This window comes from Halorubrum gandharaense (assembly GCF_054654575.1).
In genome coordinates this window covers 560,737-585,194 of record NZ_BAAIET010000002.1, presented here as the reverse complement: position 1 = coordinate 585,194, position 24,458 = coordinate 560,737, and the positions used below count along the sequence as shown (strand labels likewise).

27 protein-coding genes are annotated in these 24,458 nt (G+C 68.1%); 19 read left to right on the top strand and 8 right to left on the bottom strand.

The annotated features are described in order from the left end of the window. The first annotated feature begins 43 nt into the window (after positions 1–43). The 5 genes from ACYQ07_RS11885 to ACYQ07_RS11865 all read left to right on the top strand — a co-directional run bounded on the left by ACYQ07_RS11885 (position 44) and on the right by ACYQ07_RS11865 (position 4,131). Positions 44–616, top strand: a complete 573-nt coding sequence (locus ACYQ07_RS11885) for a hypothetical protein (RefSeq protein WP_459881877.1) — start codon at positions 44–46, stop codon at positions 614–616. Positions 617–756: 140 nt separating this feature from the next. Further along, the gene (locus ACYQ07_RS11880) at positions 757–1,950 is read left to right on the top strand and encodes a cation:proton antiporter (RefSeq protein ID WP_459881875.1); all 1,194 of its coding nucleotides are present in this window, start codon (positions 757–759) and stop codon (positions 1,948–1,950) included. A gap of 137 nt (positions 1,951–2,087) precedes the next feature. Continuing rightward, a complete protein-coding gene (locus ACYQ07_RS11875; RefSeq protein WP_459881873.1) occupies positions 2,088–2,462 on the top strand; it encodes a DUF2250 domain-containing protein in 375 nt (124 codons plus the stop codon). A gap of 221 nt (positions 2,463–2,683) precedes the next feature. Continuing rightward, positions 2,684–3,724 carry a DUF7490 domain-containing protein gene (locus tag ACYQ07_RS11870; protein ID WP_459881872.1) on the top strand — a complete coding sequence of 347 codons (1,041 nt, stop codon included), beginning with the start codon at positions 2,684–2,686 and terminating at the stop codon, positions 3,722–3,724. Continuing rightward, entirely contained in the window at positions 3,721–4,131 is a 411-nt protein-coding gene (locus ACYQ07_RS11865) for a DUF8060 family membrane protein (RefSeq protein ID WP_459881870.1), read from the top strand. The genes ACYQ07_RS11870 and ACYQ07_RS11865 overlap by 4 nt, the downstream gene beginning before the upstream one ends. Positions 4,132–4,233: 102 nt before the next feature. Here ACYQ07_RS11865 and ACYQ07_RS11860 read toward each other — a convergent pair whose 3' ends face one another. Both ACYQ07_RS11860 and ACYQ07_RS11855 read right to left on the bottom strand, forming a co-directional pair. After that, positions 4,234–4,599: a DUF8113 family protein gene (locus ACYQ07_RS11860; protein ID WP_459881868.1), complete on the bottom strand. Its 366-nt coding sequence runs from the start codon at positions 4,597–4,599 to the stop codon at positions 4,234–4,236. Between the two features lie 97 nt (positions 4,600–4,696). Further along, the gene (locus ACYQ07_RS11855) at positions 4,697–5,527 is read right to left on the bottom strand and encodes a Rieske (2Fe-2S) protein (RefSeq protein ID WP_459881866.1); all 831 of its coding nucleotides are present in this window, start codon (positions 5,525–5,527) and stop codon (positions 4,697–4,699) included. Positions 5,528–5,711: 184 nt separating this feature from the next. On the opposite strand from ACYQ07_RS11855, the gene ppc reads away from it, so the two are divergent. After that, the gene (ppc, locus tag ACYQ07_RS11850; protein WP_459881864.1) at positions 5,712–8,420 is read left to right on the top strand and encodes a phosphoenolpyruvate carboxylase; all 2,709 of its coding nucleotides are present in this window, start codon (positions 5,712–5,714) and stop codon (positions 8,418–8,420) included. Between the two features lie 152 nt (positions 8,421–8,572). On the opposite strand, the gene ACYQ07_RS11845 is transcribed toward ppc, so the two are convergent. From ACYQ07_RS11845 to ACYQ07_RS11825, 5 genes are all read right to left on the bottom strand, one after another. Beyond that, positions 8,573–9,028 carry a 30S ribosomal protein S19e gene (locus ACYQ07_RS11845; RefSeq protein ID WP_459881862.1) on the bottom strand — a complete coding sequence of 152 codons (456 nt, stop codon included), beginning with the start codon at positions 9,026–9,028 and terminating at the stop codon, positions 8,573–8,575. A gap of 92 nt (positions 9,029–9,120) precedes the next feature. Continuing rightward, the gene (engB, locus tag ACYQ07_RS11840; protein ID WP_459881860.1) at positions 9,121–9,738 is read right to left on the bottom strand and encodes a GTP-binding protein EngB; all 618 of its coding nucleotides are present in this window, start codon (positions 9,736–9,738) and stop codon (positions 9,121–9,123) included. A gap of 75 nt (positions 9,739–9,813) precedes the next feature. After that, on the bottom strand, positions 9,814–10,521 hold the full coding sequence (locus ACYQ07_RS11835) for a DUF4013 domain-containing protein (protein WP_459881858.1): 708 nt from the start codon (positions 10,519–10,521) through the stop codon (positions 9,814–9,816). A gap of 105 nt (positions 10,522–10,626) precedes the next feature. Further along, a complete protein-coding gene (locus ACYQ07_RS11830) occupies positions 10,627–11,064 on the bottom strand; it encodes a DUF5809 family protein (RefSeq protein WP_459881856.1) in 438 nt (145 codons plus the stop codon). Between the two features lie 36 nt (positions 11,065–11,100). Next, complete coding sequence (locus ACYQ07_RS11825) at positions 11,101–11,637, bottom strand: DUF5810 domain-containing protein (protein ID WP_459881854.1); 537 nt, start codon at positions 11,635–11,637, stop codon at positions 11,101–11,103. 193 nt (positions 11,638–11,830) lie between these two features. Here ACYQ07_RS11825 and ACYQ07_RS11820 point away from each other — a divergent pair, with 193 nt between their 5' ends. The 13 genes from ACYQ07_RS11820 to ACYQ07_RS11760 all read left to right on the top strand — a co-directional run bounded on the left by ACYQ07_RS11820 (position 11,831) and on the right by ACYQ07_RS11760 (position 23,820). Further along, positions 11,831–13,054 (top strand): translation initiation factor IF-2 subunit gamma, encoded by a 1,224-nt coding sequence (locus tag ACYQ07_RS11820; RefSeq protein ID WP_459881852.1) that lies wholly within the window; start codon positions 11,831–11,833, stop codon positions 13,052–13,054. Between the two features lies 1 nt (position 13,055). Continuing rightward, positions 13,056–13,487, top strand: a complete 432-nt coding sequence (locus tag ACYQ07_RS11815; RefSeq protein WP_459881850.1) for a type II toxin-antitoxin system VapC family toxin — start codon at positions 13,056–13,058, stop codon at positions 13,485–13,487. Positions 13,488–13,520: 33 nt separating this feature from the next. Beyond that, positions 13,521–14,102, top strand: a complete 582-nt coding sequence (locus tag ACYQ07_RS11810) for a DNA-directed RNA polymerase (RefSeq protein ID WP_459881848.1) — start codon at positions 13,521–13,523, stop codon at positions 14,100–14,102. Continuing rightward, the gene (gene spt4, locus ACYQ07_RS11805; RefSeq protein WP_459881846.1) at positions 14,102–14,299 is read left to right on the top strand and encodes a transcription elongation factor subunit Spt4; all 198 of its coding nucleotides are present in this window, start codon (positions 14,102–14,104) and stop codon (positions 14,297–14,299) included. The genes ACYQ07_RS11810 and spt4 overlap by 1 nt, the downstream gene beginning before the upstream one ends. Positions 14,300–14,331: 32 nt before the next feature. After that, a complete protein-coding gene (locus ACYQ07_RS11800; RefSeq protein ID WP_459881844.1) occupies positions 14,332–14,913 on the top strand; it encodes a GTP-dependent dephospho-CoA kinase family protein in 582 nt (193 codons plus the stop codon). A 143-nt stretch (positions 14,914–15,056) separates the two neighbouring features. Then, entirely contained in the window at positions 15,057–15,371 is a 315-nt protein-coding gene (locus ACYQ07_RS11795) for a 30S ribosomal protein S24e (RefSeq protein ID WP_459881843.1), read from the top strand. A gap of 18 nt (positions 15,372–15,389) precedes the next feature. Next, positions 15,390–17,039, top strand: coding sequence for a bifunctional N(6)-L-threonylcarbamoyladenine synthase/serine/threonine protein kinase (locus ACYQ07_RS11790; RefSeq protein WP_459881841.1), 1,650 nt, complete (start codon positions 15,390–15,392; stop codon positions 17,037–17,039). A 93-nt stretch (positions 17,040–17,132) separates the two neighbouring features. After that, a complete protein-coding gene (locus ACYQ07_RS11785) occupies positions 17,133–17,426 on the top strand; it encodes a DUF5808 domain-containing protein (RefSeq protein WP_459881839.1) in 294 nt (97 codons plus the stop codon). Positions 17,427–17,507: 81 nt separating this feature from the next. Then, positions 17,508–18,692, top strand: coding sequence for a hypothetical protein (locus ACYQ07_RS11780; protein WP_459881838.1), 1,185 nt, complete (start codon positions 17,508–17,510; stop codon positions 18,690–18,692). A gap of 118 nt (positions 18,693–18,810) precedes the next feature. Beyond that, on the top strand, positions 18,811–20,610 hold the full coding sequence (locus ACYQ07_RS11775; protein ID WP_459881836.1) for an ABC transporter substrate-binding protein: 1,800 nt from the start codon (positions 18,811–18,813) through the stop codon (positions 20,608–20,610). Further along, on the top strand, positions 20,607–21,464 hold the full coding sequence (locus tag ACYQ07_RS11770) for a phosphatase PAP2 family protein (RefSeq protein WP_459881834.1): 858 nt from the start codon (positions 20,607–20,609) through the stop codon (positions 21,462–21,464). Before ACYQ07_RS11775 ends, ACYQ07_RS11770 begins: the two co-directional genes overlap by 4 nt. A gap of 141 nt (positions 21,465–21,605) precedes the next feature. Beyond that, positions 21,606–23,048: a serine hydrolase domain-containing protein gene (locus tag ACYQ07_RS11765; RefSeq protein WP_459881832.1), complete on the top strand. Its 1,443-nt coding sequence runs from the start codon at positions 21,606–21,608 to the stop codon at positions 23,046–23,048. Between the two features lie 499 nt (positions 23,049–23,547). Beyond that, complete coding sequence (locus ACYQ07_RS11760; protein WP_459881829.1) at positions 23,548–23,820, top strand: hypothetical protein; 273 nt, start codon at positions 23,548–23,550, stop codon at positions 23,818–23,820. Positions 23,821–23,847: 27 nt separating this feature from the next. Here the strand turns inward: ACYQ07_RS11760 and ACYQ07_RS11755 are convergent, their stop codons facing one another. Beyond that, a complete protein-coding gene (locus tag ACYQ07_RS11755; protein WP_459881826.1) occupies positions 23,848–24,420 on the bottom strand; it encodes a cysteine hydrolase family protein in 573 nt (190 codons plus the stop codon). Between the last annotated feature and the right edge of the window lie 38 nt (positions 24,421–24,458).

Here is a 24,458-nt window from a genome sequence, read left to right as displayed (position 1 = left end):
GTACGGACAAAGTATTTACCGACTATGAAGTAGATCATACATGATGAACCGGCGCCAATATGTTTCCCTTGTGACCACGACACCAATTCTCGCAGGGTGCCTCAGTACCTTTTCATCCGGAGAGGAGATCCGTGGAGAGTCGGCTCCGCCCTCGCGCGATGACTTAGAAATCGCACCAAGACCTACTGCGGAGGAGCCATCCAGTGCGACGAACGAGACGGTTTCACCGAAACAGTATCCCAACAAGCCAACGTCCTATGACCCTGACTCCATCGAGAAATTCGTCGAGACCCACGAGCGGGCCTATCGTCGAAACGACTTGCTCAACAGATTTGGCGGCGATCTTGTTTCCCATAGTTCGCATTGGGATTGGACAGTCACTCTTGAAACGACCGAAAGTGCGGGAGTAGGGCGCTGTCAGTACAAATATAGCGAAACTCAAAGGGAACACGGAGAAGAGATAATCGGCGATTCTCCGAACATCGTCGTCACCTACTATGTGGATGACTCGATGGTGGTTCGAGCCGAAGATACGGGAGAAGCATCTAACCGGGATGAACTGCAGCCTAATCCTTGGGAGTCCGGGGCCGTCCTCACCCCCCAGAATGACGGGTGAAACGGCGCTACGACGATGTTTATAAGTGCCCGCTGAGCGCCACATCTGCTTATAAGCGTCAATCGACGCACCTCACCCAAACTCCCCTACACGACCGCTTCCGTCAGGTTCAATCGCCCCCACGGAAACGTGTTCCTCGTATGGCCGAGTCGCTGCTCGTCGTGGCCGGCGCCGTGCTCGTGTTGCTCGCCGGCGCCGGCTCGCTCTCCCGGCGGCTCGGGTTCTCCGTCATCCCGGCGTACATCCTGCTCGGGCTGGCGATCGGGCCGTTCGCTCCTGAGGTCGCCGGCGTCTCCCTCTCGCTGCTCGAAAACCCCGAGACGTTCCGACTGCTGGCGGAGCTCGGCGTCGTGCTCCTGCTGTTTTTCGTCGGCCTCGAACTCAGCCTCGAAGAGCTGTTCACCCACCGTGAGCGCTTTTTGAAGGCGGGCGCTGCGGACGTGGCGATCAGCTTCCCGATCGGCATCGCGCTGGGGCTGGCGCTCGGCTGGTCGCTGTTGGAGTCGCTGTTTCTGGCGCTGATCGTCTTCAATTCCTCGACGGTGATCATCGCGAAGTCGCTGCTGGACCTCAAGTGGATCGCGAATCCGGAGTCGGACGCGATCCTCGGCGTGGTCGTCGTCGAGGACGTGCTGACGGCGGCCGCGTTCGCGGTGCTGTCGGCGGTGCTGCTCGGCGTCGCGCAGCCGGAGACGCTGGTGTGGTCGCTGGCGCTGTCGGGCGCGTTCATCGGCGCGGTCGTCGCCGCCGCCTACTTCGGCGCGAGCCTCCTCGACCGGGTGTTCACCACGGAGTCGGCGGAGCTGTTCCTGCTGGGTGTGTTGGGCGTCGCCGCGATCGTCTCCGGGCTGGGGATGCTCGCCGGCGTGAGCGAGGCGGTCGCCGCCTTCTTCGTCGGGACGGCGTTCGGCCGGACGACCCACCGCCCCCGGATCGAGACGCTCGTCATTCCCGTCCGGGACCTCACCGCGGCGGCGTTCTTCTTTGCGGTCGGCGTCGCCACGGACCCCGGGTTGCTCGTCGCCACCGCAGTTCCGGTGGCGGTCGCCGTCGCCGTGACGATTCCCGGCCAGCTCGTCTCGGGGTACCTCGCCGGGCGCGCCTACGGGCTTGAGCCCGCACGCGCCGTGCGCGTCGGCTGTGCGCTCGCCCCTCGCGGGGAGTTCTCGCTGGTGATCGCCGCGTTCCTCGCGGTCGCGGGCACGACGACCGTGCTCTCGGAGACGCTGCCGGCGTTCACGGTGGGATACGTCCTCGTGACGGCGACGCTCGGGACCATCATGATGAACCACGCCGACGACCTTGCGCGCGTCCTCGGCTTCAAGCCGGTGTGATCGCCGGCTCGAAATTCCCGGAGCGGAATCCCCGGAGCGGAACCGGGAGTCGACGGTGGTCACCCGTCCGCCGTCGATCCTCTCGGCGGCTGGGAACGCACCAAAGGTTCATGTACAACAATAACAGTTATCACACCATGTCAACACCTGGCGAGCGGGAGCACAGTGTTTCCGAGGGGACGGCGCGCCCGACAGGGACGGGCGTCGCACGTTCGACGGAGGCGTCCGAAACGGCCGACGCGTCCGAAACGTCCAAAACGACCGAAACGTCCGACACAACCGAGTCGTCGCCAGTGGCGATGAACCTCACCCGGTCCGACGAGCGCGTCCTGGAGTATCTGTCGGACGCCGGCGCCGACTACCCGGCACTCATCGCCGGCAACACCGGCCTCCACGTGCCGGTCGTCGAACGAAGCGTCGAGACGATGGTTGAGGACGGGCTCGTCGAACGCGTGAGCGGCGAAGTCGTCTACCGGATCACGGCCGCCGGCCGCGACGCGCTCGGTCGCTAAGTCCGCCCCACCACGCATCCCGCTTCTCGCCCCGACGGTTGACGCGTCTCGTGCGTCTTTTCCACGCGTTCGCTCCGCTTTCTCCGACCGCCACCTCCGCAGCAGCGTCCACGGTCGCTGTTCGGTAACCGACCCAATCCACCGAACCTAATCGAAATCAGCCGGATCACCGCCGGTACGTCCACCCGAAAACACTTACCGAACTCTCCTGAGTTGCGCGTATGGACACTCGAAAGACCCTCCTGGCGGTCGCGGTCGTCGTCCTCACGGTCGGGGCGGTGGCGGTCGCCGCGACGCCCGGCGCGCTCGACGACCCGCGCGCCGACGACGAGCCGGACCACCCCGGCCACCTCTCGCTGGCCGAGGTGATCGTCACGCCCGGTGAGGTACGCGGCGAGACGGCCGAACTGCAGCTGCTCACCGACCTCGAACACCGCGGCGGCACCGTCGAGAACGTCAGCGTCCGCTACCGTGCGGTGGACGCCGAGTCCGGCCTGCTGGTCGACGAGACGACCGTCGACGTCGGCGACGTGGACGTTGGCGACGACGACCCCCGCGGGGCCGCGGGTGAGACCGGAGTGAACGGGAGCCTCGACGTGGAGCGCGCCGGCGGCTACGAGATCGAGACCGTCGTCTTCGCGAGCGACGAACGCCGAACGGAAACGACGACACGCGTCTCCGGCGTCTCGGCGCTCACGCCGTCGTACGCCGACTCGCCGGTCGGCTTCACGGACGGGAGCGTCTGGCCGACCGTCGCCGTGAGCGTCCAGGAATCCGGCGAGGAGACGACGACCCTGCAGGTCTCCGCGTCGGTCACCAACCGCGGCGACGAGCGCTCCGAGCCGCTCGACCTCCGTGTGCTGCTCCGACAGGCCGACGCGAACGTGGTCGCGGACGAGGCCGCCGAGTCCGTGGACCCGATCCGCCCGGGGCGGACGGACACGGTGACCGCTACCGTCGAGGTCCCCGCGGAGTACAACTACTACGTCGACGCCGCGCTCTGGAGCGACGACGTGCTGATCGACGAAACCGGAAGCGTCGCCAACCTCAACCCGACCGAAACCGTCTCCGCGAATGAGACCGTCGAGGATGTGGAGTTCGAGGTGGGCGACTTCGCGGAGGAGTCCGCCGACGAGCCGCCACGGCCGCCGGCGGAGGAGGAGGCGGCCGACACCACCGGCGACGACACCCCCGGGTTCGGTCCCGTCGTCGCGCTCGCCGCACTCCTCACGACCGCGCTGCTCGCACGGAGGGCACGATGAGCGACCGACCCGCGGATGCGAACGACGAGCCCGAACGCGCCGACGACCGAGACAGCATCCACGAACGCGACGACACCGCCATGACCGACGACTCCACCACGCACGACCCACCCACCGACGACCCGGACGCATCGCCCGCAGATTCCCGTTTTGCGGTCCTCTCGGCCGAGGACGCCCGCGCCGTCCTGGACCGCGTCGCGCTGGGACTGCTCGTCCTGCTGGCGCTGCTCGCCGGGTGGAGCTTCTACAGCTACACCGGGACCGCCATCGAGCTGTGGGTCGACGACGCCTATCAGCCGTTCGCGCTCGCCGCGTTCAACCTCGCCGTGCTGCTCGCCGCGCTCGCCGGCATCGTCCACCAGCTCGGGCGGCTCCGGACGGCGGGGAGCTCGGCGGGCGACGAGTGACCCGGCGTTTTTCGGCGGCAGCCGCCGACGCCACGAGCGACACCGGACGGTTGGGGTCGGCGAGAGACCCGTACAGAGCGGTCGGCCTGAACGCGTCGACAACTATTCGTCCGGCAGGTCCTCCGTACTCGCCGGAATCCGATCGACCTGCCCGGCCAGCGTCGCGGCGTCGCCGGCGACCGTCGTGGGATCGACGCCCGCCTGCTCGGCGACGAGTCTGACGTGGGCCGCGAGCATCGCCAGCGCTCGTAACCCCTCGGTCTCGCCGTCGTCCTCGCTCCGCTGGGCGAAGGTGGTGTCCACCTCGCCGTCGCGGACCACGCCGACGTGGACCGCGTCCACGCCCTCGTCCTCGTCGATCAGGTCGCGAGCCGCCGCGAGCTCCGCGGCGAACTCCTCGTCGGCCGGATTGTTCTCCTCGTCGGACGCGTTGCCGTCGCCGTCTCGGTTGCCATTGCCGTCGCTCATGGGCGTGCTTCGGGAGAGGCCGGCAAAAGCGCGGCGTTCGGGCGAAGGGTGCCTTCCGGGACGAGGTACCGGGTGGTCCCGGCTGCAGCGCGAGTCGTTAGTCGGGACGGGGGCGTGCGATGAACAGCGCCTCCTCCAGCGAGAACGGGTCGTACGTCGACTGGTGACAGACGCAGTAGGCGCCGTCGGCGGCGTCGTAGCGGGCGGACTCCTCAAGCTCCTTGTAGCCGGGGATACAACAGAAGTGCGTACAGACGTTGAGGTAGGCCATGAACCCCTGGTCGGTGGAGGCCTGGAGCCACTCGTCGTCCTCGGCCGCCTCCTCGATCTGCGTCGAGCGGATGAGGATCGCGTTGAGGTCCGCATCGGCGTCCTCGGAGCGCCACGTCACCGCGGCGGGCTTGCCCACGCCGTCGCTGCCGACGTTGTTGCCCCAGGTGTCATAGTCGTCGAAGTCGTCGATGTGGATCCGGTCACCCATATCGTACGCCTCACCCTGCCAGTCGTACCCGCCCGCCGAGCGGAAGACGTTGTCCGACTCGAAGTTCGGGTCGATGTTCTCCTGGGACTCGACGCCGCAGTACTGGAACCACTCGCCGGAGTAGGTACGGCCGCCGAGCTCCTCACGGGCGACCTCGATCTCGATACCCTCCTGCTCGACGGTCTGGGTCTCGGGCCAGATCCCCTCGATGTAGCCGTCGTCGTTCACGCGGACGGGAATCTGGGGAAGGCCACGCGGGGCGGGCCCGCCGGTGTGCTCGATCGTCATCGCGACGGTCTGTCCGCCACCCACGCCCCCGGACGTGGTCAGGGAGTTCACCGTCGCCGATCCGGCCGCGCCCACGCCGACGAGCGCGGCACCCCCGACGACGCCCTTCACGAACCGCCGACGACCGGTTTCGGCGGGATACTTGTCGGACTCGCTCATACACGTTGTTCGGGCCGGACCGGTAAAAAGGGTGACGAACCCTCCGGCCGAGCGGGAACGCCCCCGCCTGCCGGCCGGGAGTCGCCCCCGTCCGTCCTCTTCCGGTCCAACAGTTCACTCACAAGTGAGGCAATTCTTCGCCAAAGCCAGCGGCTTTATCCGGGAGACGCCACCTTATCGTGGTATGGAGTTGCATGACAGGAGCGTTCGCCAGGACGTCAGGGAGCTCGGCGCGCTCGTGGGAGACGTGCTGTCGGCACAGACCTCGACGGAGGCCTTCGAGACGGTAGAGCGGCTTCGGAACGACGCGATCGCCTACCGGCGAGGCGACGCGTCGGACCGGGCGGCGATTCGGGAGACGATCGAGGCGCTCGACGGGGGTGACCCGGAGGTCGTCGCCCGCGCGTTCACCACCTACTTCGAGCTGATCAACCTGGCCGAGGAGCGCGAACGGGTACGCTCGGTTCGCGACGCGGACGCCGCCGGCGGCGCCCTCCACGACTCCTTCGAGGCGACGCTCGCGGAGTTCGACGCCGACGGCGTCGACGCCGACGAACTGGAGTCCCTGCTGGCGGACGTGCTCATCGAGCCCACGTTCACCGCCCACCCCACGGAGGCGCGCCGCGCGACCGTGAAAGCGAAGCTCCGCTCCATCGCGGACCACCTCGAAACGCTTGACGAGCGACGGCTCACCGAGCGGGAGCGCGCGGCCGTCTGGCGCGACGTGACCGCCGAGGTGACGAGCCTCTGGGCGACGCGACAGGTGCGTCAGCGACAGCCCGAGCCCGACGACGAGGCGCGCAACGTCCAGTGGTACCTGGAGAACACGCTGTTCGACGTGGTCGGCGACGCCTACGAGGAGTTCGAGCGGACGATCGACGAGGCGTACGACGCCGACGTGGACTGTCCCAAGCTGTTCGAGTTCCGGTCGTGGGCGGGCTCCGACCGCGACGGGAATCCCTTCGTCACCCCGGAGGTAACCGCCGAAACGCTCGACCACCAGCGTTCCGTCGCGCTCGGGAAGTACCGCGAGGAGTGCAAGCGGCTCTCCGCCGTGTTGAGCCAGGACGGCGAGCGCTACCCCGTCACCGACGCGTTCGCCGAGTCGCTCGCGGCCGACGCCGAGGGATTTCCCGGTGTTGCGGCTGAGGCCGCCGAGCGCTACCCGGACGAGCCGTACCGACAGAAGCTCCGGCTGATGCGCGAGCGCCTCGACCGCGTGGACGACGTGCGTCCCGGCGGCTACGCCGATGCCGATGGCCTGCTCGCGGACCTCGACGTCATCGCCGACTCGCTCGAATCCGGCGGCAACGAGGAGGCGGTCGACGCGTTCGTCGAGCCGCTTCGTCGGCAGGTCGACACGTTCGGCTTCACCCTCGCCTCGCTCGATCTCCGTGACCATCGCGAGAACCACACCGAGGCGGTCGCGGAGGCGGTTGGCGTCGAGGGCGTCGATTATCAGGGAATGGACGAGGACGAGCGCGTCGACTTCCTCACCGAGGCGATCCTTCAGGACGACCCCATCGTCGATGTCGACGACCCGGGAGCAGTCTCCGACACCGCCGACCGCGTGCTCCGCCGATTCCGCGAGCTCGCCGACTGGCAGGCCGAGTACGGCCAGCAGGCCATCGACACCTACTGTATCTCGATGACCGAGGAGCCGAGCCACGTGTTGGAGGTGCTCTTTTTGGCCGACCAGGTGGGCGTCGCCGCGCTCCCGGACCACTGCGGGCTGGACGTGGTCCCGCTCCTCGAAACCGAATCCGCGCTCAACGGCGCCGACCGCATCCTCGGGACCCTGTTCGACAATCCGGCGTACGCCGAGGCGCTCGACGCCCGTAACGGCGTCCAGGAGGTGATGCTCGGCTACTCCGACTCCAACAAGGAGAACGGCTTCCTCGCGGCCAACTGGTTCCTCTACGAGAACCAGCGGCAGATCGCGCGGTTCTGCCGCGAACAGGACGTGACCGTCCGACTGTTCCACGGGCGCGGGGGCTCCGTCTCCCGCGGTGGCGGTCCGATGAACGAGGCGCTGCTCGCGCTCCCCAACGAGACCGTCACCGGTCAGGTGAAGTTCACGGAGCAGGGCGAGGCGATCGCCGAGAAGTACGCCAATCCACGTATCGCCGAGCGGGAGTTGGAGCAGATGCTCGACGCCCAGCTCCGCGCCCGCCACGAGGCGAGCGAGGAGCCCACCGAGGAGGTCCCCGACGCGTGGGTCGAGGCGATGAAGACGGCGTCGGCCGCCGCTCGCGAGGAGTACACGGACTTACTGGAGACGGACGGGTTCGTCTCCTACTTCGAGCAGGCGACGCCGATCACCGTCGTCGAGGACCTCAACCTCGGCTCCCGGCCCGCCTCCCGCTCGGGCGAGCGAAGCGTCGAGGACCTCCGGGCGATCCCGTGGGTGTTCTCGTGGACGCAGACCCGCCTGATCCTCCCCGGCTGGTACTCGATCGCGACGGGGCTCGACGCCTACCTCGACGAGGCCGGCGAGGCCGAGGGGTTCGCCACGCTGCAGGAGATGTACCGGGAGTGGCCGTTCTTCCGCACGACGCTCGACAACGCGGCGATGGCGCTCGCGCGCACCGACCCGGAGATCGCCGCCGAGTACGCCGCGCTCGCCGACGACGAACTCGAGGAGCGGTTCTTCCCGCGGCTGGTCGACGAGTACGAGCGCGCCAGCGACATCGTGCTCGCGATCACCGACCGCGACCGGCTGCTGCGCCGCGAGTGGCTCCAGGAGAGTCTCGACCGGCGGAACCCCTACGTCGATCCGCTCAACCTGCTGCAGACGGAGCTGCTCGAGGATGATGACCGCTCCGAGGATGCGGAGCGCACCCTGCGGCTCACCGTCAACGGTATTGCGGCCGGGATGAAGAACACGGGGTAGCGGCGCCGATTCGCGGCGTCAGGCGCTCGGCACCGGTCGAGCACGCCGGTGCACTTCCGCGCGTTCCCCCACCTGCCGGCGCGAACCCCGGCGCTAACGCTAGCTACTCAGGAGCGTCACGGTCGAAAACGTCGGCAGCGAAAAAAACCGGTCTACGCGTAGCGTTCGAGTTCCGGCCGGTCGAGGTCCTCCATCACGTCGGCGGCAGCCTCCGAGAGGAACGCCTCACCCTCGTCGCTGACGCGGCGACCCTCGCCGGCGGCCGTCTCGACGTAGCCCGCGTCCTCGAGTGCCTGGAGGGACGCGCGGATCAGCTTGCGCGAGCCGCTCTCGTGCTGGCCGGGGCGAACGATGTAGCGGTTCGAGCCGCGCTTTTTGGAGCCGTACTCCGTGGCGAGGCGTTCGACGCCGATGGGCTCGTTCTGGGCGACCTTCCGGAGGAGGCTGGCCGAGCGGACGAACCAGAAGTCCTCCTGGTTGGGCGACTGCTCGCGGCCCGAGCCGCTCTTCGTGAACTGGACCCAGTCGGGCTCGTCGATCTCCGATTCGAGTCGCGCGGCGACCTCCTCGATGAGGGCGTCGGCCGGCACGTCGTAGATGGTTACCATTGGGTGAGAATTCAGCCTAACGTCGTTTAAACCCATCGTATTCGGGAGACGGCGTGGGACGCGGTTTCACACGCAGCGGCCGGCGAGCGCCCTCAGACGAACTTCAGCAGGTCGTCGCGATTGTTGGCGTGGAACACCTCGCCCAGGCAGTCCTCCAGCGCCTCGATGTCGCCGCGTTTCGCGCAGATGGGCGCGATCGTGTCGGACCACTGCTGCCACGGCGGGTAGAGGCCGAGCCGGTCACAGATGTCGTCGAGCCGCTCGTCGAGGTCGTCGATCTTGTCGGTCTTGTTGACCGCGACGACGGGCTCGACGCCGACATCCTGGAGGAACGCGAACATCTCCACGTCGTGTGGGACGTTGCCGCGTTTCTCGTGACGGTCGATGATGTCGACGGCGCTTTTCCCGTCCATCACGAGCACGCCGGCGAGGATGTGGTCGGCGTTCTCTTCGACGTACTGGACGATGTTCGTCTTGATCTGCTCGCGTCGGTCCTCTTCGACGCCGGACATGAAGCCGAATCCGGGGAGGTCGGTGAACATGAAGTCCTCGCTGGTGTAGTCGTAGTGGTTGGGCTGGCGGGTGACGCCGGGTTTGCCCCCCGTCGAGAAGTCGTGACCCGTGAGCTCACGCATGAGAGTGGACTTGCCGACGTTGGAGCGTCCGACGAGGACGACTTCCGCGTCGCGGTCCGGCCGGTCTTCAAACATGGTCGAACGAAGCGGTCACAGGGGTTTAAACGGCGCGTCGTGGGACGGCCACGGACGCCCAGCAGTGAGACGACCTCAGAAATCGGGGTCGTCCGCCGCGCTCGGCGTCTCAGGCGCCCCCTGGGCGTCAAGTTCCTCGCTGACGCTCGCAAACGCCGAGCCGAACATCCGGAACACCGCGACCTGCCCGTAGAACTGCAGGAACGGGACCAGCAGGAGGCCAATGACGGTGACTGCGAGGATGCCGGTCAGGATCCAGAGCACGACCGCCACCACGATGGGCATCAGCATCGCCACGAGGTAGTCGACGCTCAGCAGCGTCGGCTTCAACAGGTCGACCGAGAACGCTGCGCCGGCGTTCTCCTCAACGGCGTAGGCGGTGAGCGCGGCCGGTACGGCGTAGTACACCAAAAAGAGGACCGGGATGAACGCGAACGCGGCGAGGATCCCAAATCCGGCGAGGATCCCGCCGGCGTCGCCGCCGATGAGACCGCCCGTTCCGACGACGACGAACACGAACATCCCGTACACAACGATGGGGACGATGGCGTACACGAGCGAGATCACCGTGGCGACCACGCCTTTCACCAGCAGGTCGCCCCATTCCGTGAACTCCGGCGGCTCTTCGGCACCCGCAGCGGTGGTACCGAGCACGCGCACCAGATACCCCATCAGCAGGAACGCCGGAAGGATGAGCCACGAGAAGAAGCCGAGCACGCCGCCGATGATCACGCGACCGATCCAATCGCCCCGTACGGGGTAGGAAAGTCCGTCTTCGAGCATGGTACGTGTCATTCCGGACACGTCATTTAAAACACCCGGAACGAAAGGCATCGTGAGCCGGATACCGTCCGCGCGGATACCGTTCGCGCGGCTACTGCGCCCGCGCTACCGTCCCCGGTCGGTGAACGCCTCGCGGTAGACGCGCCCGAACGCGTTCCGTCGGAGCGTGCCGACGGCGGCCTCCGGTTCCTCGTGGAACGTCGTCGCGATCACCGCGTCCGCGAAGGGGACCGGGTGCCACGCGACGTTGTCGACGTTCTCGGAGCCGAGCCGTGTCACCGACTTCTCGGTGAACTCGCTGTCGGCGAGCCAGTCGTCGAACTCCTCGCGGCTGCCGACATGAACGGCGAGCAGCTCGGCGAAAATGGCGTCCCGGGCGGTCTCGATGACCTCCGGACGGACGCGCTCGTCATACTCCTCGGCGTCGAACTCCATCGCCTTCGTCGTCTCACGCACGACGACCTGTGCGGCCGGGCCGGCGTCCTCGTAGCGTTCGAGCGCCTCCGCGCGCGTCGTCGGCGCGAACGCTCCGTTTGTGTGCATACCGGTCGTATCCGCTCGACTGAAAAGGGCGTTGCGCTATGTGTCCGCGTCGGTGGTGTCGTCGCCGGGCTCTTCGTCGTCGGGCCTCTGATCGCCCGTGTCGTTGGGGTCCGCTCCGTTAGAATCCCCTCCGTTTTCGTACATTTCGCGCGTTAGCTCGCGTGCCTCCCGGAGCGCCTCCGCAGCCTCCGGGTCGAGGTCCGCGGGGTCGGCGCGCGCCCGACCGCTGCCACCGTGGTCGTGGCTGTGGCCGCCGCCGTGTCCGCCCCCGCCACCGTGGCCGTGCACGCCACCGTGCTGGTGGCCCTGACCGCCGGCGTGCGCGTCCACGTCCACGTCGGGTCGCCCCTTTTCAGTCGTGTCCTCGAACACTTCCGGATACGCCGTCTCCTCGGCGTGAGGCGTAATCTCGCTTGCCAGCCCGTCAGGGTCCTGCTTCTGCCAGCCGGGCGCGTGTTCGTCGAGCCACGCCTCGTGGTCGTCGCCGTGGATCATCGCCGTGAACGCGAGGTGGTGCGCGAGGTGCTCGCCGTCACGCTGGGGCGTCGCACACACTGGACACGCGTATCCCATGGCGGGAGATGCGGTCGCCCGGCGTAAATCGGCGTCGGTAGCGCGGTCCGTCGGTCGTTCTCCGCCGGCGTCCGCCGGCGCGCGACACCGTCGATGGACGCCGCGGGGCGGTTCCGGACGCCGCTATAACAGCAACTTTATCACTCGCACGGGGCGAAATTCGCACAAGACTGCTCCATTAGGAGGTTCAAAAGTGACAGAAACCAACACACAACCGGAGGTGAACATCGGTCTCGTCGGTCACGTCGACCACGGGAAGACGACGCTCGTCCAAGCGTTGTCCGGCTCGTGGACCGACCAGCACAGCGAGGAGATGAAACGCGGCATCTCCATCCGCCTGGGCTACGCCGACGCGACGTTCCGACGCTGTCCCGGCGTCGACGAGCCCGAGTGCTACACCACGAAGACGGAATGCCCGGACGGCTCCGAGAGCGAGCGCCTGCGAACGGTCTCGTTCGTCGACGCGCCGGGCCACGAGACGCTGATGGCGACGATGCTGTCGGGGGCGTCCATCATGGACGGCGCCGTGCTCGTCGTGAGCGCCACCGAGGACGTGCCCCAGGCGCAGACGGAAGAGCACCTGATGGCGCTCAACCTCATCGGCATCGAGAACATCGTCATCGCGCAGAACAAGGTCGACCTCGTCGACCGCGACCGCGCCGTCGACAACTACCAGCAGATCCAGGAGTTCGTCGAGGGCACCGTCGCGGAGGACGCGCCCATCGTCCCCGTCTCGGCACAGCAGGAGGTCAACCTCGACCTCCTCATCGACGCCATCGAGACGGAGATCCCGACGCCGGAGCGCAATCCCGACGAGAACGCGCAGATGTACACCGCGCGCTCGTTCGACATCAACCGCCCCGGCGCCGGCCCCGACCAGATCAACGGCGGCGTCGTCGGCGGCTCGCTCGTCCAGGGCGAGCTCGCGGTCGGGGACGACATCGAGATCCGTCCCGGTCGGCAGGTCGACGAGGAGGGCCAGACGGAGTGGCGCCCCCTCGAAACCAGCGTCCGGTCGCTGCAGGCGGGCTCCCAGCAGGTCGAGGTCGCCCAGCCAGGCGGACTGCTCGGCGTCGGCACGGGACTCGACCCCAGCCTGACGAAGGGCGACGCGCTCGCCGGCCAGGTCGTTGGCGAGCCGGGCACGCTCCCCCCGACGCGCGAGGAGTTCGAGATGAGCGTCGACCTCCTCGACCGCGTCGTGGGCGAGGGCGAGGTCGACGACATCTCCACCGGCGAGCCGCTGATGCTCACGGTCGGGACCGCAACCACCGTCGGCGCCGTCACGAGCGCGCGCGACGACGAGTGTGAAGTGAGCCTCAAGCGACCCGTGTGCGCCGCGGAGGGCGCCCAGATCGCGATCAACCGACGAGTCGGCGCCCGATGGCGGCTCATCGGCGTCGGGACGCTCATATAACGTGACGGACACGGGCGAACGCGACGACGACACGAACGAGGATCGGCCCGCCGGCCCCGTCGTCGCCCTCGACGCGAGCGCACTGATGGCGCCGGTCGAGGCCAGCGTTCGCCTCTTCGAGGAGCTCGACCGGCTCCTCGACGCACACGAACTGGTCGTGCCGGCCGCGGTCGTCGCGGAGCTCGACGGTCTCGCGACCGGCAATGGCGAGGAAGCGACGGCGGCAAGCGTCGGAGCGGACCTCGCGGAGCGGGCGAAAACGGTCGAGACGGACGCATCGTACGCCGACGACGCGCTGGTCGAGCTGGCCGCGGACGGCCGGGTCGACTACGTGGTCACGAACGACGGCCCCCTGCGAAACCGGGTGCTGGACGCGGACGTACCAGCAATCGGTTTAAGGGGTCAGAACGCACTGGCGATAACGGAACCGTAGCGCAGGTTTACCGCGCACCCCCCACACACGCACATGTACAAACGAGTTCGACTCAAGGACACGGTCGAGGTACCGCCCAAGCACCTGGCGGACGTCACCGACAAGCGGGTGAAAGCCCTGCTGCAGGACAAGCTGGAAGGACGAATGGACGAGGACGTCGGCAGTGTCGTGAGCGTCATCGAGGTTCACGACATCGGCGACGGCGCCGTGTTGCCGAACCGCCCCGGCGTCTACTACGAGGCGGAGTTCGACGCACTCACCTTCGACCCCGACATGCAGGAGGTCGTCGACGGCACCGTCGTGGAGACGGTGGAGTTCGGCGCCTTCGTCGGCGTCGGGCCGGTCGACGGCCTGCTCCACGTCTCGCAGATCACCGACGAGTATCTGACGTTCGACGGGGCGAACCAGCAGCTCGCCTCCTCGGACTCCGACAAGACGCTCGGCGTCGACGACGCCGTCCGCGTCCGGGTCGTCACCAAGAGCATCGACGAGCGCAACCCGCGCGACTCGAAGATCGGTCTCACGGCCAAACAGCCCGGCCTCGGCAAACACGACTGGCTGGAGGCCGGCCGACGGCGACGCGCCGAGCAGGGTGGCGTCGCGGAGGATGACTGATGGCGGAGGATCGGCTCGCCTGCCGGGAGTGCCACCTGGTGAACGATCCGGACTCCCAGACGTGTGAACACTGCGGCTCCTCCTCGTTGACGGAGGACTGGGCCGGCTACGTCATCATCAACCACCCCGAGGAGAGCGAGATCGCCGAGGAGATGAACGTCTCCAAGCCGGGCTCGTACGCGCTGAAGGTCCGGTAGACCCACCGCGACACCGCGAACGCTCATCACCGATGCTCTCTCTTCCCGACTCGCTTCGTGACGCGTTCAAGGAACCGCTGGGCCCGGTCACGACGGACCCCAACGCGCTCCTTGCGGACGCCGCCGACACGCGGATCGCCCACGACGCACCCGACGCGCCGCTCATCGCGGTCGGCGACGTGGTGACGTACCACCTCCGTGAGGCCGGGCGACAGCCGGACGTAGCGGTGATAGACGGGAAGACGGAACGTGAGGAAGTCGACCCGGAGATCCGCGAGTCGCTTGCGGACGCCGGCGACCGCCGGAGCGTCGTCGAGAACCCGCCCGCGACGCTCTCGCGAGAGACGCTGGAGGCGCTTCGGGAGGCACTTGAGGCGTCGGCGTCGGAGACGACCGTGATCGAGACGCTGGGCGAGGAGGACCTCGTCGCGCTGCCAGCGATCGTCGCCGCGCCCGACGGCGCCAGCGTGGTGTACGGCCAGCCGGGCGAGGGGATGGTCCGCGTCGCGGTCACCCCGGAATCGCGCGCGGAAGCCCGCGAGCTGTTCGAGGCGCTCGACGGGGACATCGAGACGGCGTACGCCACGCTCGGCGTCGACCGGGACGCGAGCTAGCAGGACTCCGACGCCGAGCGGCCGGAATCCGACCAGCGAGTGAGCCGGCGGCGACCACTGAGCGAGTCGGCGGCGGCCGCCCGGGGTAAGGGGGGCTTCGAAATCCTTTTACAGCTTTCGAGGGGAGGTAAGGGTAACTGACTATGGACGTCGACATCATCTCCGAAGACGAGAACCCCATGTTGCACCGTACGGACGTTCGATTCGAGACGACCCACGAGGAGGCCACGCCCTCCCGGCTCTCCGTCCGCGACTCGCTTGCGGCCAAGCTGGACAAGTCCTCCGACGAGGTCGTCGTCCACGAGCTCAACACCAAGTTCGGCATGCGCAAGACGGTCGGCTACGCGAAGGTGTACGACTCCGCGGCCGACGCGATCGACGTCGAACAGGAGCACATGCTCGCCCGCAACAAGATCGGCGCCGATGAGGACGCCGAGGCGGACGCTGAAGAAGCGTAAGTAACGACGCCTTTTTTAATGCGCGTTCTCGGTATCGAGGGGACTGCCTGGTGTGCAAGCGCCGCAGTCCACGACACCGAGACCGACACCACCGTCATCGAGTCCGACGCCTACGAGCCGGACAGCGGCGGCATTCACCCGCGGGAGGCCGCCGAGCACATGACGGAGGCGATCCCCGAGGTCGTCGACGCCGCGCTCACGTACGCCGAGACGCAGTACGGCCCGGACAGCATCGACGCCGTCGCCTTCTCGCGAGGGCCGGGACTCGGCCCGTGTCTGCGGACCGTGGGCACCGCCGCGCGCTCGCTGGCGGCGACGCTCGACGTGCCCCTTGTCGGCGTCAATCACATGGTCGCCCACCTGGAGATCGGCCGGCACCAGGCCGACTTCGAGAACCCGGTGTGTCTGAACGCGTCGGGTGCGAACGCCCACCTGCTGGGCTACCACGACGGACGGTATCGGGTGCTCGGCGAAACGCTCGACGCCGGCGTGGGCAACGCCATCGACAAGTTCACCCGCCACGTCGGGTGGAATCATCCGGGGGGCCCGAAGGTGGAGGCCGCCGCGAAGCGGTACGACCCACAGAAATCGGGTGCGGAAAGAGGAGAGGAGTACGAGGACGCGCTCCTCGACCTCCCGTACGTCGTGAAGGGGATGGACTTCTCCTTTTCAGGGATCAGCTCGGCCGCCAACGACGCGTACGACGACGGCGTCCCCGTCGAGCGCATCTGTGTTTCGCTCCAGGAGCACGTCTTCGCGATGTTGACGGAGGTCGCCGAGCGCGCGCTCTCGCTGACGGGCGCCGACGAACTCGTTCTCGGCGGGGGCGTCGGACAGAACGACCGGCTGCGCGGAATGCTGGAGACGATGTGTGCCGAGCGCGGCGCGGACTTCCACGCGCCCGAGCCCCGGTTCCTCCGGGACAACGCCGGCATGATCGCGGTGCTTGGCGCGCGCATGGCCGAGGCCGGCGACACGATTCCGGTCGCCGAGTCCGCGGTCGACCCGAACTTCCGCCCGGACCAGGTGCCCGTCACCTGGCGCGAACACGAACCCTCCGTCGCGCGGGTTGGTGCGGGGTCGGACGCCGCGCTTCGCGGCGCGGAGGCCATCGTCACCGTCGACGCCGACGGCGAGCGCGTGGTGAAACGTCGGGTGCCGAAGACGTACCGGCATCCGGAGCTCGACGAGACGCTCCGCTACACCCGAACGAGGTCGGAGGCACGGCTGACGAGTGAGGCACGGCGGGCTGGCGTACCTGCCCCGCTGGTGATCGACGTGGACGTGCCGGCGGCGACGCTGACGCTCCAGCACGTCGGCGAGGCGGATCTCGCGGCCGGGCTCTCCGCGACCCGCACGCGGGACGTGGGTCGGCACCTCGCTCACCTCCACGCGGCCGGCTTCGTTCACGGCGACCCGACGACGCGGAACGTCCGTGTGGGGGGCCCGGACGACCGCACGTACCTCATCGACTTCGGACTCGGCTTCCACACCGGTCACGTCGAGGACCACGCGATGGACCTCCACGTGTTCGAGGGCTCCGTGAGCGCGACGGCGACGAACCCCGGGCCGCTGCTCGACGCCTTCGAGGAGGGCTACCGCGAGGTCGGCGACGAGCGCGTCGTCGAGCGCCTGCGGGAGGTCGAGGGTCGCGGCCGGTACCAGTGAGCCGGACGACCCACCTCTCACCCTCGGGACCACACGGGCGTTGCACGCCTCGTGGCCGACAGGGTTTATGAGGCGGGCGACCGACGTGACGGTATGGCAGACAAACCGTCCTCCGGTGAGCTGTTCGGAATCCCGTACAACTTCGAGCGACCGAGCATCGGCCGCCTGCTCTCGTCGTACTGGCAGCCCGACGAGGGAATGCTGGTCGAGAAGCCGTTTGGCATCGGCTACACGCTCAACCTCGCGAACTGGCGTTCGTGGGTCGTCCTCGCCGTCGCCGGCGGGCTCTACTACCAGAGCAAACAGAGCGAGGCCACGCGCACGTCGGCCGCCGAGGAGGCCGACGGCGACGAGGGCCCTGTCGAAGTGATCGTCGACGACGACTGAGCCGTCGCTGTTTTTCGGACGCTCCCGACCGCACCTGACGGAGCCCGAACACACTTACTGACACCCTCCGTGTAGCGGCGTATGCGACGCAACGTGGCGATCGGGGTGGTAGTCGTCGTCATCGCCGTCGGGCTCGCGCTGTCGGGGTTTTTCGGCGGGACGGGCGACGAGCCGGAAGCCGGCGAAGTGCCCGCAGACGCACTCGTGGAGATCGACGGCGACCACGAGCTGTGGCCGTACACCAGCCGCAGCGAGTCGGTCGACGGGCGAACCCTCGCGATCAACGTCGTGTTCCACAACGACGGCGATACCGTACTGAACGCGCTCACGACCGACCCGGCCGCCGATTGGGAGGAGACCGACGAGGAGGAGAGCGACGCGGAGCCCGACCTCGTCCGGGACGCGGTGACCACTGAGTGGGAGGACGCCCACGGCTCCGTCCGCTACTCGTATTTCGCCGGCGCGGACGGCGGCGAGTGGACCGACGAGACGTTCGAGCTCCACGACGGCGAGTATCTCGGGACGCGCGACCACATCCGCGCGTACGAGTCGCCCGACCGGGCGTACACGGCAGTTCAGGTCCACGAGGAGTACTACGACTGGTTCCGCCTCCGTCACACCGTCACCGACATCGACGACCCGGCGGTGCGGCTGGAAGACGAGTTCATCGAAAACGACCTCGAGGCGACGGTCACTCGCGAGCACCACGGCATCGAGGGCGGCTGGAGCGACGGCTGGCTCTCCGTCGTCGACCTGCTTATCGTCGTGCCGCTGGCTGGGGCGCTGCTCCGCCGACAAACCCGGGAGTCGGTCGTCGACGCCGCCGGGCGGTTCCATGAGGAGGCGAGCCGCCACGGCGACGCCGCGGTGATGGGGGCCGGACTCGCGGCGATCGTCCTCGCGGTGCGGGCCGCCGGCATCGGACTGGAGATCGCGTATCCCGGCATCGCGCCCAAGGCGATCGCCGCACCGCTGTACCTCGTGTTGGCGCTCGGGATCCCCGCGCTCGCACTCGCCGTGGCCGACCGGTGTGAGCCGGCCGCGGCGTTCCTCGGCGCCGTCGCCGGACTCGGAGCCGGGTTCGTGCTCGACTTCGCGAGCATGGGCGTCGCCGTGCCGCCGGACCTCATCGTCCATCGGACGGCGATGCTCGCGGCGATCGGCCTGATCGCCGCCGGGCGCGCTGACGGTGACCGCACGATGCTCGCAGTCGGGCTACTGGCGTGGGTTGGCGGACTCGCGCTCCCGCTGTTCGACGTGCTCTAAGCCGGGGTCAGCAGGGAGCGGTGACTGCCGTCCTGCGAACCGGCGTTTCCCAGCCAACGAGGGCATATAACCGCCCGACCGCAGAATTGTTATAGCGTGAGCGCGGAACTGTAATAGAATGACGAACGTGACCACGAGCCGACGGTCACTCCTCGCGGGACTCGGCGTGGCGGCGAGCAGCGCCGGCTGTGTCGGTCGCGTTCGGAACATCGCGGGCCGCGACAGCGCCTCGCAGTTGACGCTTGAGCTGATGACGACGCCGGCGGACGCCGACCCCCACGGCATCCGCATCGCCCGTCACCTCTCGGAACACCTGGAGGCCGTCGGCATCGCCACACGTGTCAACACGGTGTCGGAGGCCGACCTGCATCGTAACGTGCTCCTCAACCACGATTACGACGTGTACGTCGGCCAGTTCTCGGAAGCCGAGCCGTTCGACCCGGACGCACTCTACTCGCTTCTCCACTCGCGGTTTGCCGAGGAGACTGGATGGCAGAACCCGTTTGGACTCACCGAACTCGCCATCGACGAGATGCTGGACGAACAGCGGTCAGTCCCCGAATCCGGACGCCCGGGCGTGGTCTCGGAGCTACTCGAAACCGTCGCCGAAGTCCAACCCTTCAACGTCGTCGCGTTCCCCGACGCGCTGACGGCTGTGCGTGAGGGGAACTTCGAGGGGTGGGAAACGGGGCGCCCCACCAGTGCGTCCGGACTGCTACAGCTCGAACACGCGGGAGAAGTGGACGACGACGAGCCAGTGACGCTGGGGCTGGCGACGACGGACGACCGAATCACGGAAAATCTCAACCCGATCGCGGCCGAATACCGGCGTCACGGGACGTTCACCGACCTCCTGTACGACCCGCTCGTTCGGTCCGATAGTGGCAACCGGATACCCTGGCTCGCAGCCGACTGGACGTGGGACGGAGACACCGATACCCTCCGCGTGACGCTTCGCGAGGCGAACTGGCACGACGGAGAGCCGGTCACCGCGGAGGATATGGCGTTCACTTACGAGTTCCTCGCGGACACGTCGCTTGGTGAGGCGGAGACGCCGGTCCCGGCGCCGAAATACCGCGGTCGCAGCTCGCTCGTCGAATCCTCGCGGGTGATCGACGACCGGACGGTCGAGCTCTCGCTCGTCTCTTCGAGCGAGACGGTGGCCCAGCGGTTGCTCGAGGTGCCGGTGTTGCCCGCACACATCTGGAGCGATCTCACCGCGCCCGCTACCATCGTCGGCATCGAGATCGACGAGGAGGCGACGGAAGCGGTGGTGTGGAACAACGAGGAGCCCGTCGGGAGCGGCCCCCTCGTCTTCGAGGAGTCGACCGCCGAATCCGAGGTGACGTTCCACGCGAATGAGGAGCACTTCCTCCGGCAGGACCCCGAGAGCACGCCGGGGGGAATTCCGCCGGCGTACGCCGGCGGTCCCGCATACGAACGGATGGTGATCGAGGTCGTCCCGTCGGACATTGCGGCAGTGCAGGCCGTCGGCGACGGGCTCGCCGACGCCACCGCCTCGAACCTCGGTCCCGACGCAGTGCCGCGTATCGGCCGGGAGGCAAGCGCCAAACTGGTGAGTGCCCGTTCCGCCGCGTTCTACCACGTGGGATACAACGTGCGGCAAACCCCGCTCTCGAACCCACGGTTCCGTGGGATCCTGAGCGGACTGTTGGATAAGCAAGCGATCGCCGAGGAAACGTTCCAGGGATACGCAGCGCCCGCCGCCACGCCGCTCGCACCCTCTCCACAGTGGGTCCCGTCGAGTCTCCAGTGGGACGACGAGACCGGCACGGACCCGAAGCACCCGTTCTACAGCGAAAACGGCGAGCTCGATGCGGATCGAGTGCGTGAGGAGCTCAGGGATGCCGGCTACCGGTACAACGAGGCGGGCGAACTGCTCGCGCGCGGGCAATGAACCCGCTCGACTCCGTCAGCCCCCTGGTGTCAGTCTCCGTCCGACTCCTGTTTTGGGTGGGCGTGATGTGTCTCGGCGCCGCGCTCGTGATGGTCGGACCGCGCAAGCTCGCGGAGCTTCGCACCACCGCGCTTCCTCGCCTCCGTGAACTGAAAGTCCCACTGTTGGCGCTGATCGCGGTACTGGTCGCCAGTGCCCTCGGTCGCGGGGCGCTACAGACGGTTTCGGAGCTGTTCGGCCTCCACCTCACTGGGCTCATCTTCGCGATCGAGGGCGAGTTCGTGGCATGGCTGCAGGCAACGTTTCAGTCGGAGCCGCTCACGGTGTACTTCTCGTGGATCTACATCTACGGGTACGTGTTCATGCTGACGTTCCCGTTCATCTTGTACGGGGTGTTAGAGGAGACGACGACGCTGAAACGGCTCATCACCGCCTACGCGCTCAACTACGCGATCGGACTGGCCTTCTATACGCTGATCCTCGCACACGGGCCGCGGAACGTGATGCCGGATCTGGTCACCTCGCTTCTGTACACGTTCAACCCGGATTTCCAGGCGCTGACGAGCGAGGTGAACGAGAACACCAACGTCTTCCCCTCGCTTCACACCTCGCTGTCGGCGACCGTGATGGCGTTCGCCCTGCTCACTCGTGAACGCTACCTCGCGTGGGCGGTCATCGCCTCCTGGCTCGCAGTGTCGGTGTGGATCTCGACGATGTACCTCGGCATCCACTGGCTCGTCGACGTGTTTGGCGGCGTCGGCCTCGCGCTCGCCTGCGTGTTCCTCTCGTACCGGTTCGTCAGTCCCTCGGTCGGCGAGATCGAGGAGGACACCGCGACGGTGCTCGACGACTGAGCCGGCGGGCGCCGCGGCGGGGGCGTCGGTGGCGGCGCTGTGGGCGCCGGCAGCACACCGGCTCCCCCCTCCGACCGCCAGTGTTCCGGTAACCCCCTCCGCGGGGGGTACGTTCTTGATGCCCGGCACCGACTTGCCGGCATGACGCTGTCTCCGGAGACGCGACGCCGCATCGACGCGTTCGTGAGCGACTGGGTGGCCGACGCCGACGTTCCCGGCGCCGGACTGGCTCTCGTGGACCGCGATGAGGTGCTGTACGCCACCGGCTTCGGCGCCCGCGACATCGAGGCCGACGCGCCCGCGACCGCCGACACGCTGTTCGGGATCGGCTCCTGCTCGAAGTCGGTCACCGCGCTCGCGGTCGCGTGGCTCGTCGAGGCCGGCGAGCTCGACTACGCCGACCCCGTTTCGGACCACGTCGACGCGTTCGCGGGGACCGGAATCACGGTCGACGACCTCCTGACGCACTCCTCGGGAATGCCGTCCGATGGGGCTGCCGTCGCCCAGATCGCCCGGCGGATCGGCGCGGCGCCGGCGACACAGCCGACGACCTCGCGTGACGACTTCGACCGGCTGCTCGCGACGACGGCCGACGACCGCGTGGCGGCCGAGGAGTGGCCCGGCGAGGAGGAGCCGTTCTTCTACTACAACACCGGCTACACCGTGCTCTCGGACGTGGTGGCGGCGGTCGCGGACGAGCCGTTCCGGGAGTTCGTCATCGAGACCCTGTTCGAGCCGCTGGGCATGCCGCGGACGACGTACGCGGAAGCGGAGTTCGAGGCTGACCGGGAGGCTGCCACGCCGTACTACCGCGACCCCGACGACGGGGAGGGGGAGGGGACGCTCACCGAGGGCGGATTCCCCTTCGGCGACCGCGTGGACGGCCCGGGCGGGCTCGTTGCCTCGGTGAACGAGCTGGCGCGCTACGTCCGGTTCCACCTCAACGGCGGCGAACTCGACGGCACGCGGCTGGTGAGCGAGGAGACGCTCACGGAGGCACACACCGCACACGCCACGCGCCAGCGGTTCCTCGACGGCGCCGAACAGGGATACGGCTACGGCTGGATGCGCCAGCCGTTCGCGGTCGGCGAGGGACATGCGGACGCCGATACGCTGGTCGGCCACGGCGGGAGCGTCTCCGTGGCGACTGCCTTTCTCGGCTGGCTGGAGGACGCCGAGATCGGCGTCGCACTCGCCTGTAACACGTCGGCCGACCCGCACCCGATGCACGTCGGGCCCGCGGTGCTCGCGCTGGCGACCGGCAACGAGCCGGCGGAGACGGTGCCGCGCTACGCGCTCGACGCGAAGCTCGACGCGGTCGTCGGGGAGTACGACGCCGTCCACTCGGTCGCGCGCGGCACCGTCGAGCGGGCCGGCGGCACGCTGACGCTGACGCTGGCGACGGATCTGGGCGACCAGACGATGCACCTCCAGCCCACCTCGCTTTCCCCGGACGACCTCACCTTCGAGACGGTGAGCGCGGCGGGCGCGGCCGTCCCCGTGCGCTTCGAGCGCGGCGAGGACGGCACCGTGCAGGACCTGTTCGTGCAGCGCTGGCGGCTGCAACGCGAGTACGCCGCATAAGTGGGGAGCGTGAGAGATTGAGGCGTCCGTCAGTCGGCCGTCTCATCCTCCCGCGCGCGCCCTCGCGAGCGCCCTTTTAAGGGCGCGAGCGACGCGCGCGAGGGTCCGACCGGCACCCGGAGCAACGCGGAGGGTGCCGGTCGCCGGTTGGGGAGGACGAGGTGCGGGGCCGTGGCGGGTCTCCCGGCTGTGGATGTCGGCGGTCGGCGTCGCGTTCACCAAGTAGCATCATCCGCTCCGTAGACGGGTATAAGCAGCCGGTGACGACGCTGGCAAAGCCCCAGCAGACTCCTTGTAAGCGGTTGGTGTGGTGAGGACGCCGGCGAACACCTGCAAAGTCACAGCAGACTCCTTATAAGTGGCAGAATGAGTGAAAGCGGCGACAGCCGCGGAGAACACGACCGCCAAAGCCCCAGCCGGCTCCTTATAAGCAGTTGATGGAGTGAACACGACGGCAAATACCTTCAAAGGTCCAGCCGACACCTTATAAGCGGTTTGTGTGGTAAGTGCGCCGGCGACCACGGAGAACACGACCGCCAAAGCCCCAGCCGGCGACGACTCGCGCGGCTTGCTGCGCTCCTCGCTCACTCCGTTCGCTGCGGTGCTTGCTGCGCCGGGCTTCGTCCTCGCCGGCTGCCCCTTTGAGTCCCACCCGGCACAGCACCGCACCCGCACCTCACACCTCCCCAGCCTCGTCGTCGCCTCCGGCGACGACTCCCTCGCGCGCCGGCGAGCACCCGCTGGGCGCTCGCCGGGCGCGCCACCGCTCTGACATTCACTTATAAAGTCGGGGCTGCCGCTACGCGAACGCCACGTCCTCAAGCGTCGCCGTCTCGCCGAACAGCCAGTCGGCGTGGTCGACGGCGTACGCCTTGTGCTCCTCGGTGATGTAGCCGAGCGCGTCCTCGACGACCACCGGACGGTAGTCGCGCAGGCCCGCGCTGCCGGCGGTGTGGAGCACGCAGACGTTCGCGAGGGTGCCACAGATCAGCAGGTCGTCGATGCCGTGCGCGTCGAGGTGACCCTCGAGGTCGGTCTGGTAGAACCCGTCGTAGGTGTGCTTCTCGACGACGTGCTCGTCCGGTCGGGGGTCGAACTCGTCGACGAGCTCGGCCTCCCACGACCCCTCGACGACGTGCTCGCCCCAGCGCTCGAACTCGTCGTAGTAGTGGTTCCCCTCGAACTGTCCGGGCGGGTGCACGTCGCGGGTGTAGACGACGTGCGCGCCGGCTTCGCGGGCGCGGTCGACGAGGTCGGCCACCGGGTCGACGGCGGCCTCGCTCGGCTCCGCAAAGAGGCTGCCATCGGGGTGACAGAAGCCGTTCTGCATGTCGACGACGACCACCGCGGTGCGGTCGGGATCGAACTCCATGTCGCACGGTTCGGACGGCGACGTTAAGAAAACCGGCG

Excerpts from the sequence above, each read along its gene's own strand:
- ACYQ07_RS11885 (WP_459881877.1), top strand. The coding sequence starts at position 44 with ATGAACCGGCGCCAATATGTTTCCCTTGTGACCACGACACCAATTCTC.
- ACYQ07_RS11880 (WP_459881875.1), top strand. The coding sequence starts at position 757 with ATGGCCGAGTCGCTGCTCGTCGTGGCCGGCGCCGTGCTCGTGTTGCTC.
- ACYQ07_RS11875 (WP_459881873.1), top strand. The coding sequence starts at position 2,088 with ATGTCAACACCTGGCGAGCGGGAGCACAGTGTTTCCGAGGGGACGGCG.
- ACYQ07_RS11870 (WP_459881872.1), top strand. The coding sequence starts at position 2,684 with ATGGACACTCGAAAGACCCTCCTGGCGGTCGCGGTCGTCGTCCTCACG.
- ACYQ07_RS11865 (WP_459881870.1), top strand. The coding sequence starts at position 3,721 with ATGAGCGACCGACCCGCGGATGCGAACGACGAGCCCGAACGCGCCGAC.
- ACYQ07_RS11860 (WP_459881868.1), bottom strand. The coding sequence starts at position 4,599 with ATGAGCGACGGCAATGGCAACCGAGACGGCGACGGCAACGCGTCCGAC.
- ACYQ07_RS11855 (WP_459881866.1), bottom strand. The coding sequence starts at position 5,527 with ATGAGCGAGTCCGACAAGTATCCCGCCGAAACCGGTCGTCGGCGGTTC.
- ppc (WP_459881864.1), top strand. The coding sequence starts at position 5,712 with ATGGAGTTGCATGACAGGAGCGTTCGCCAGGACGTCAGGGAGCTCGGC.
- ACYQ07_RS11845 (WP_459881862.1), bottom strand. The coding sequence starts at position 9,028 with ATGGTAACCATCTACGACGTGCCGGCCGACGCCCTCATCGAGGAGGTC.
- engB (WP_459881860.1), bottom strand. The coding sequence starts at position 9,738 with ATGTTTGAAGACCGGCCGGACCGCGACGCGGAAGTCGTCCTCGTCGGA.
- ACYQ07_RS11835 (WP_459881858.1), bottom strand. The coding sequence starts at position 10,521 with ATGCTCGAAGACGGACTTTCCTACCCCGTACGGGGCGATTGGATCGGT.
- ACYQ07_RS11830 (WP_459881856.1), bottom strand. The coding sequence starts at position 11,064 with ATGCACACAAACGGAGCGTTCGCGCCGACGACGCGCGCGGAGGCGCTC.
- ACYQ07_RS11825 (WP_459881854.1), bottom strand. The coding sequence starts at position 11,637 with ATGGGATACGCGTGTCCAGTGTGTGCGACGCCCCAGCGTGACGGCGAG.
- ACYQ07_RS11810 (WP_459881848.1), top strand. The coding sequence starts at position 13,521 with ATGTACAAACGAGTTCGACTCAAGGACACGGTCGAGGTACCGCCCAAG.
- spt4 (WP_459881846.1), top strand. The coding sequence starts at position 14,102 with ATGGCGGAGGATCGGCTCGCCTGCCGGGAGTGCCACCTGGTGAACGAT.
- ACYQ07_RS11800 (WP_459881844.1), top strand. The coding sequence starts at position 14,332 with ATGCTCTCTCTTCCCGACTCGCTTCGTGACGCGTTCAAGGAACCGCTG.
- ACYQ07_RS11795 (WP_459881843.1), top strand. The coding sequence starts at position 15,057 with ATGGACGTCGACATCATCTCCGAAGACGAGAACCCCATGTTGCACCGT.
- ACYQ07_RS11790 (WP_459881841.1), top strand. The coding sequence starts at position 15,390 with ATGCGCGTTCTCGGTATCGAGGGGACTGCCTGGTGTGCAAGCGCCGCA.
- ACYQ07_RS11785 (WP_459881839.1), top strand. The coding sequence starts at position 17,133 with ATGGCAGACAAACCGTCCTCCGGTGAGCTGTTCGGAATCCCGTACAAC.
- ACYQ07_RS11780 (WP_459881838.1), top strand. The coding sequence starts at position 17,508 with ATGCGACGCAACGTGGCGATCGGGGTGGTAGTCGTCGTCATCGCCGTC.
- ACYQ07_RS11775 (WP_459881836.1), top strand. The coding sequence starts at position 18,811 with ATGACGAACGTGACCACGAGCCGACGGTCACTCCTCGCGGGACTCGGC.
- ACYQ07_RS11770 (WP_459881834.1), top strand. The coding sequence starts at position 20,607 with ATGAACCCGCTCGACTCCGTCAGCCCCCTGGTGTCAGTCTCCGTCCGA.
- ACYQ07_RS11765 (WP_459881832.1), top strand. The coding sequence starts at position 21,606 with ATGACGCTGTCTCCGGAGACGCGACGCCGCATCGACGCGTTCGTGAGC.
- ACYQ07_RS11755 (WP_459881826.1), bottom strand. The coding sequence starts at position 24,420 with ATGGAGTTCGATCCCGACCGCACCGCGGTGGTCGTCGTCGACATGCAG.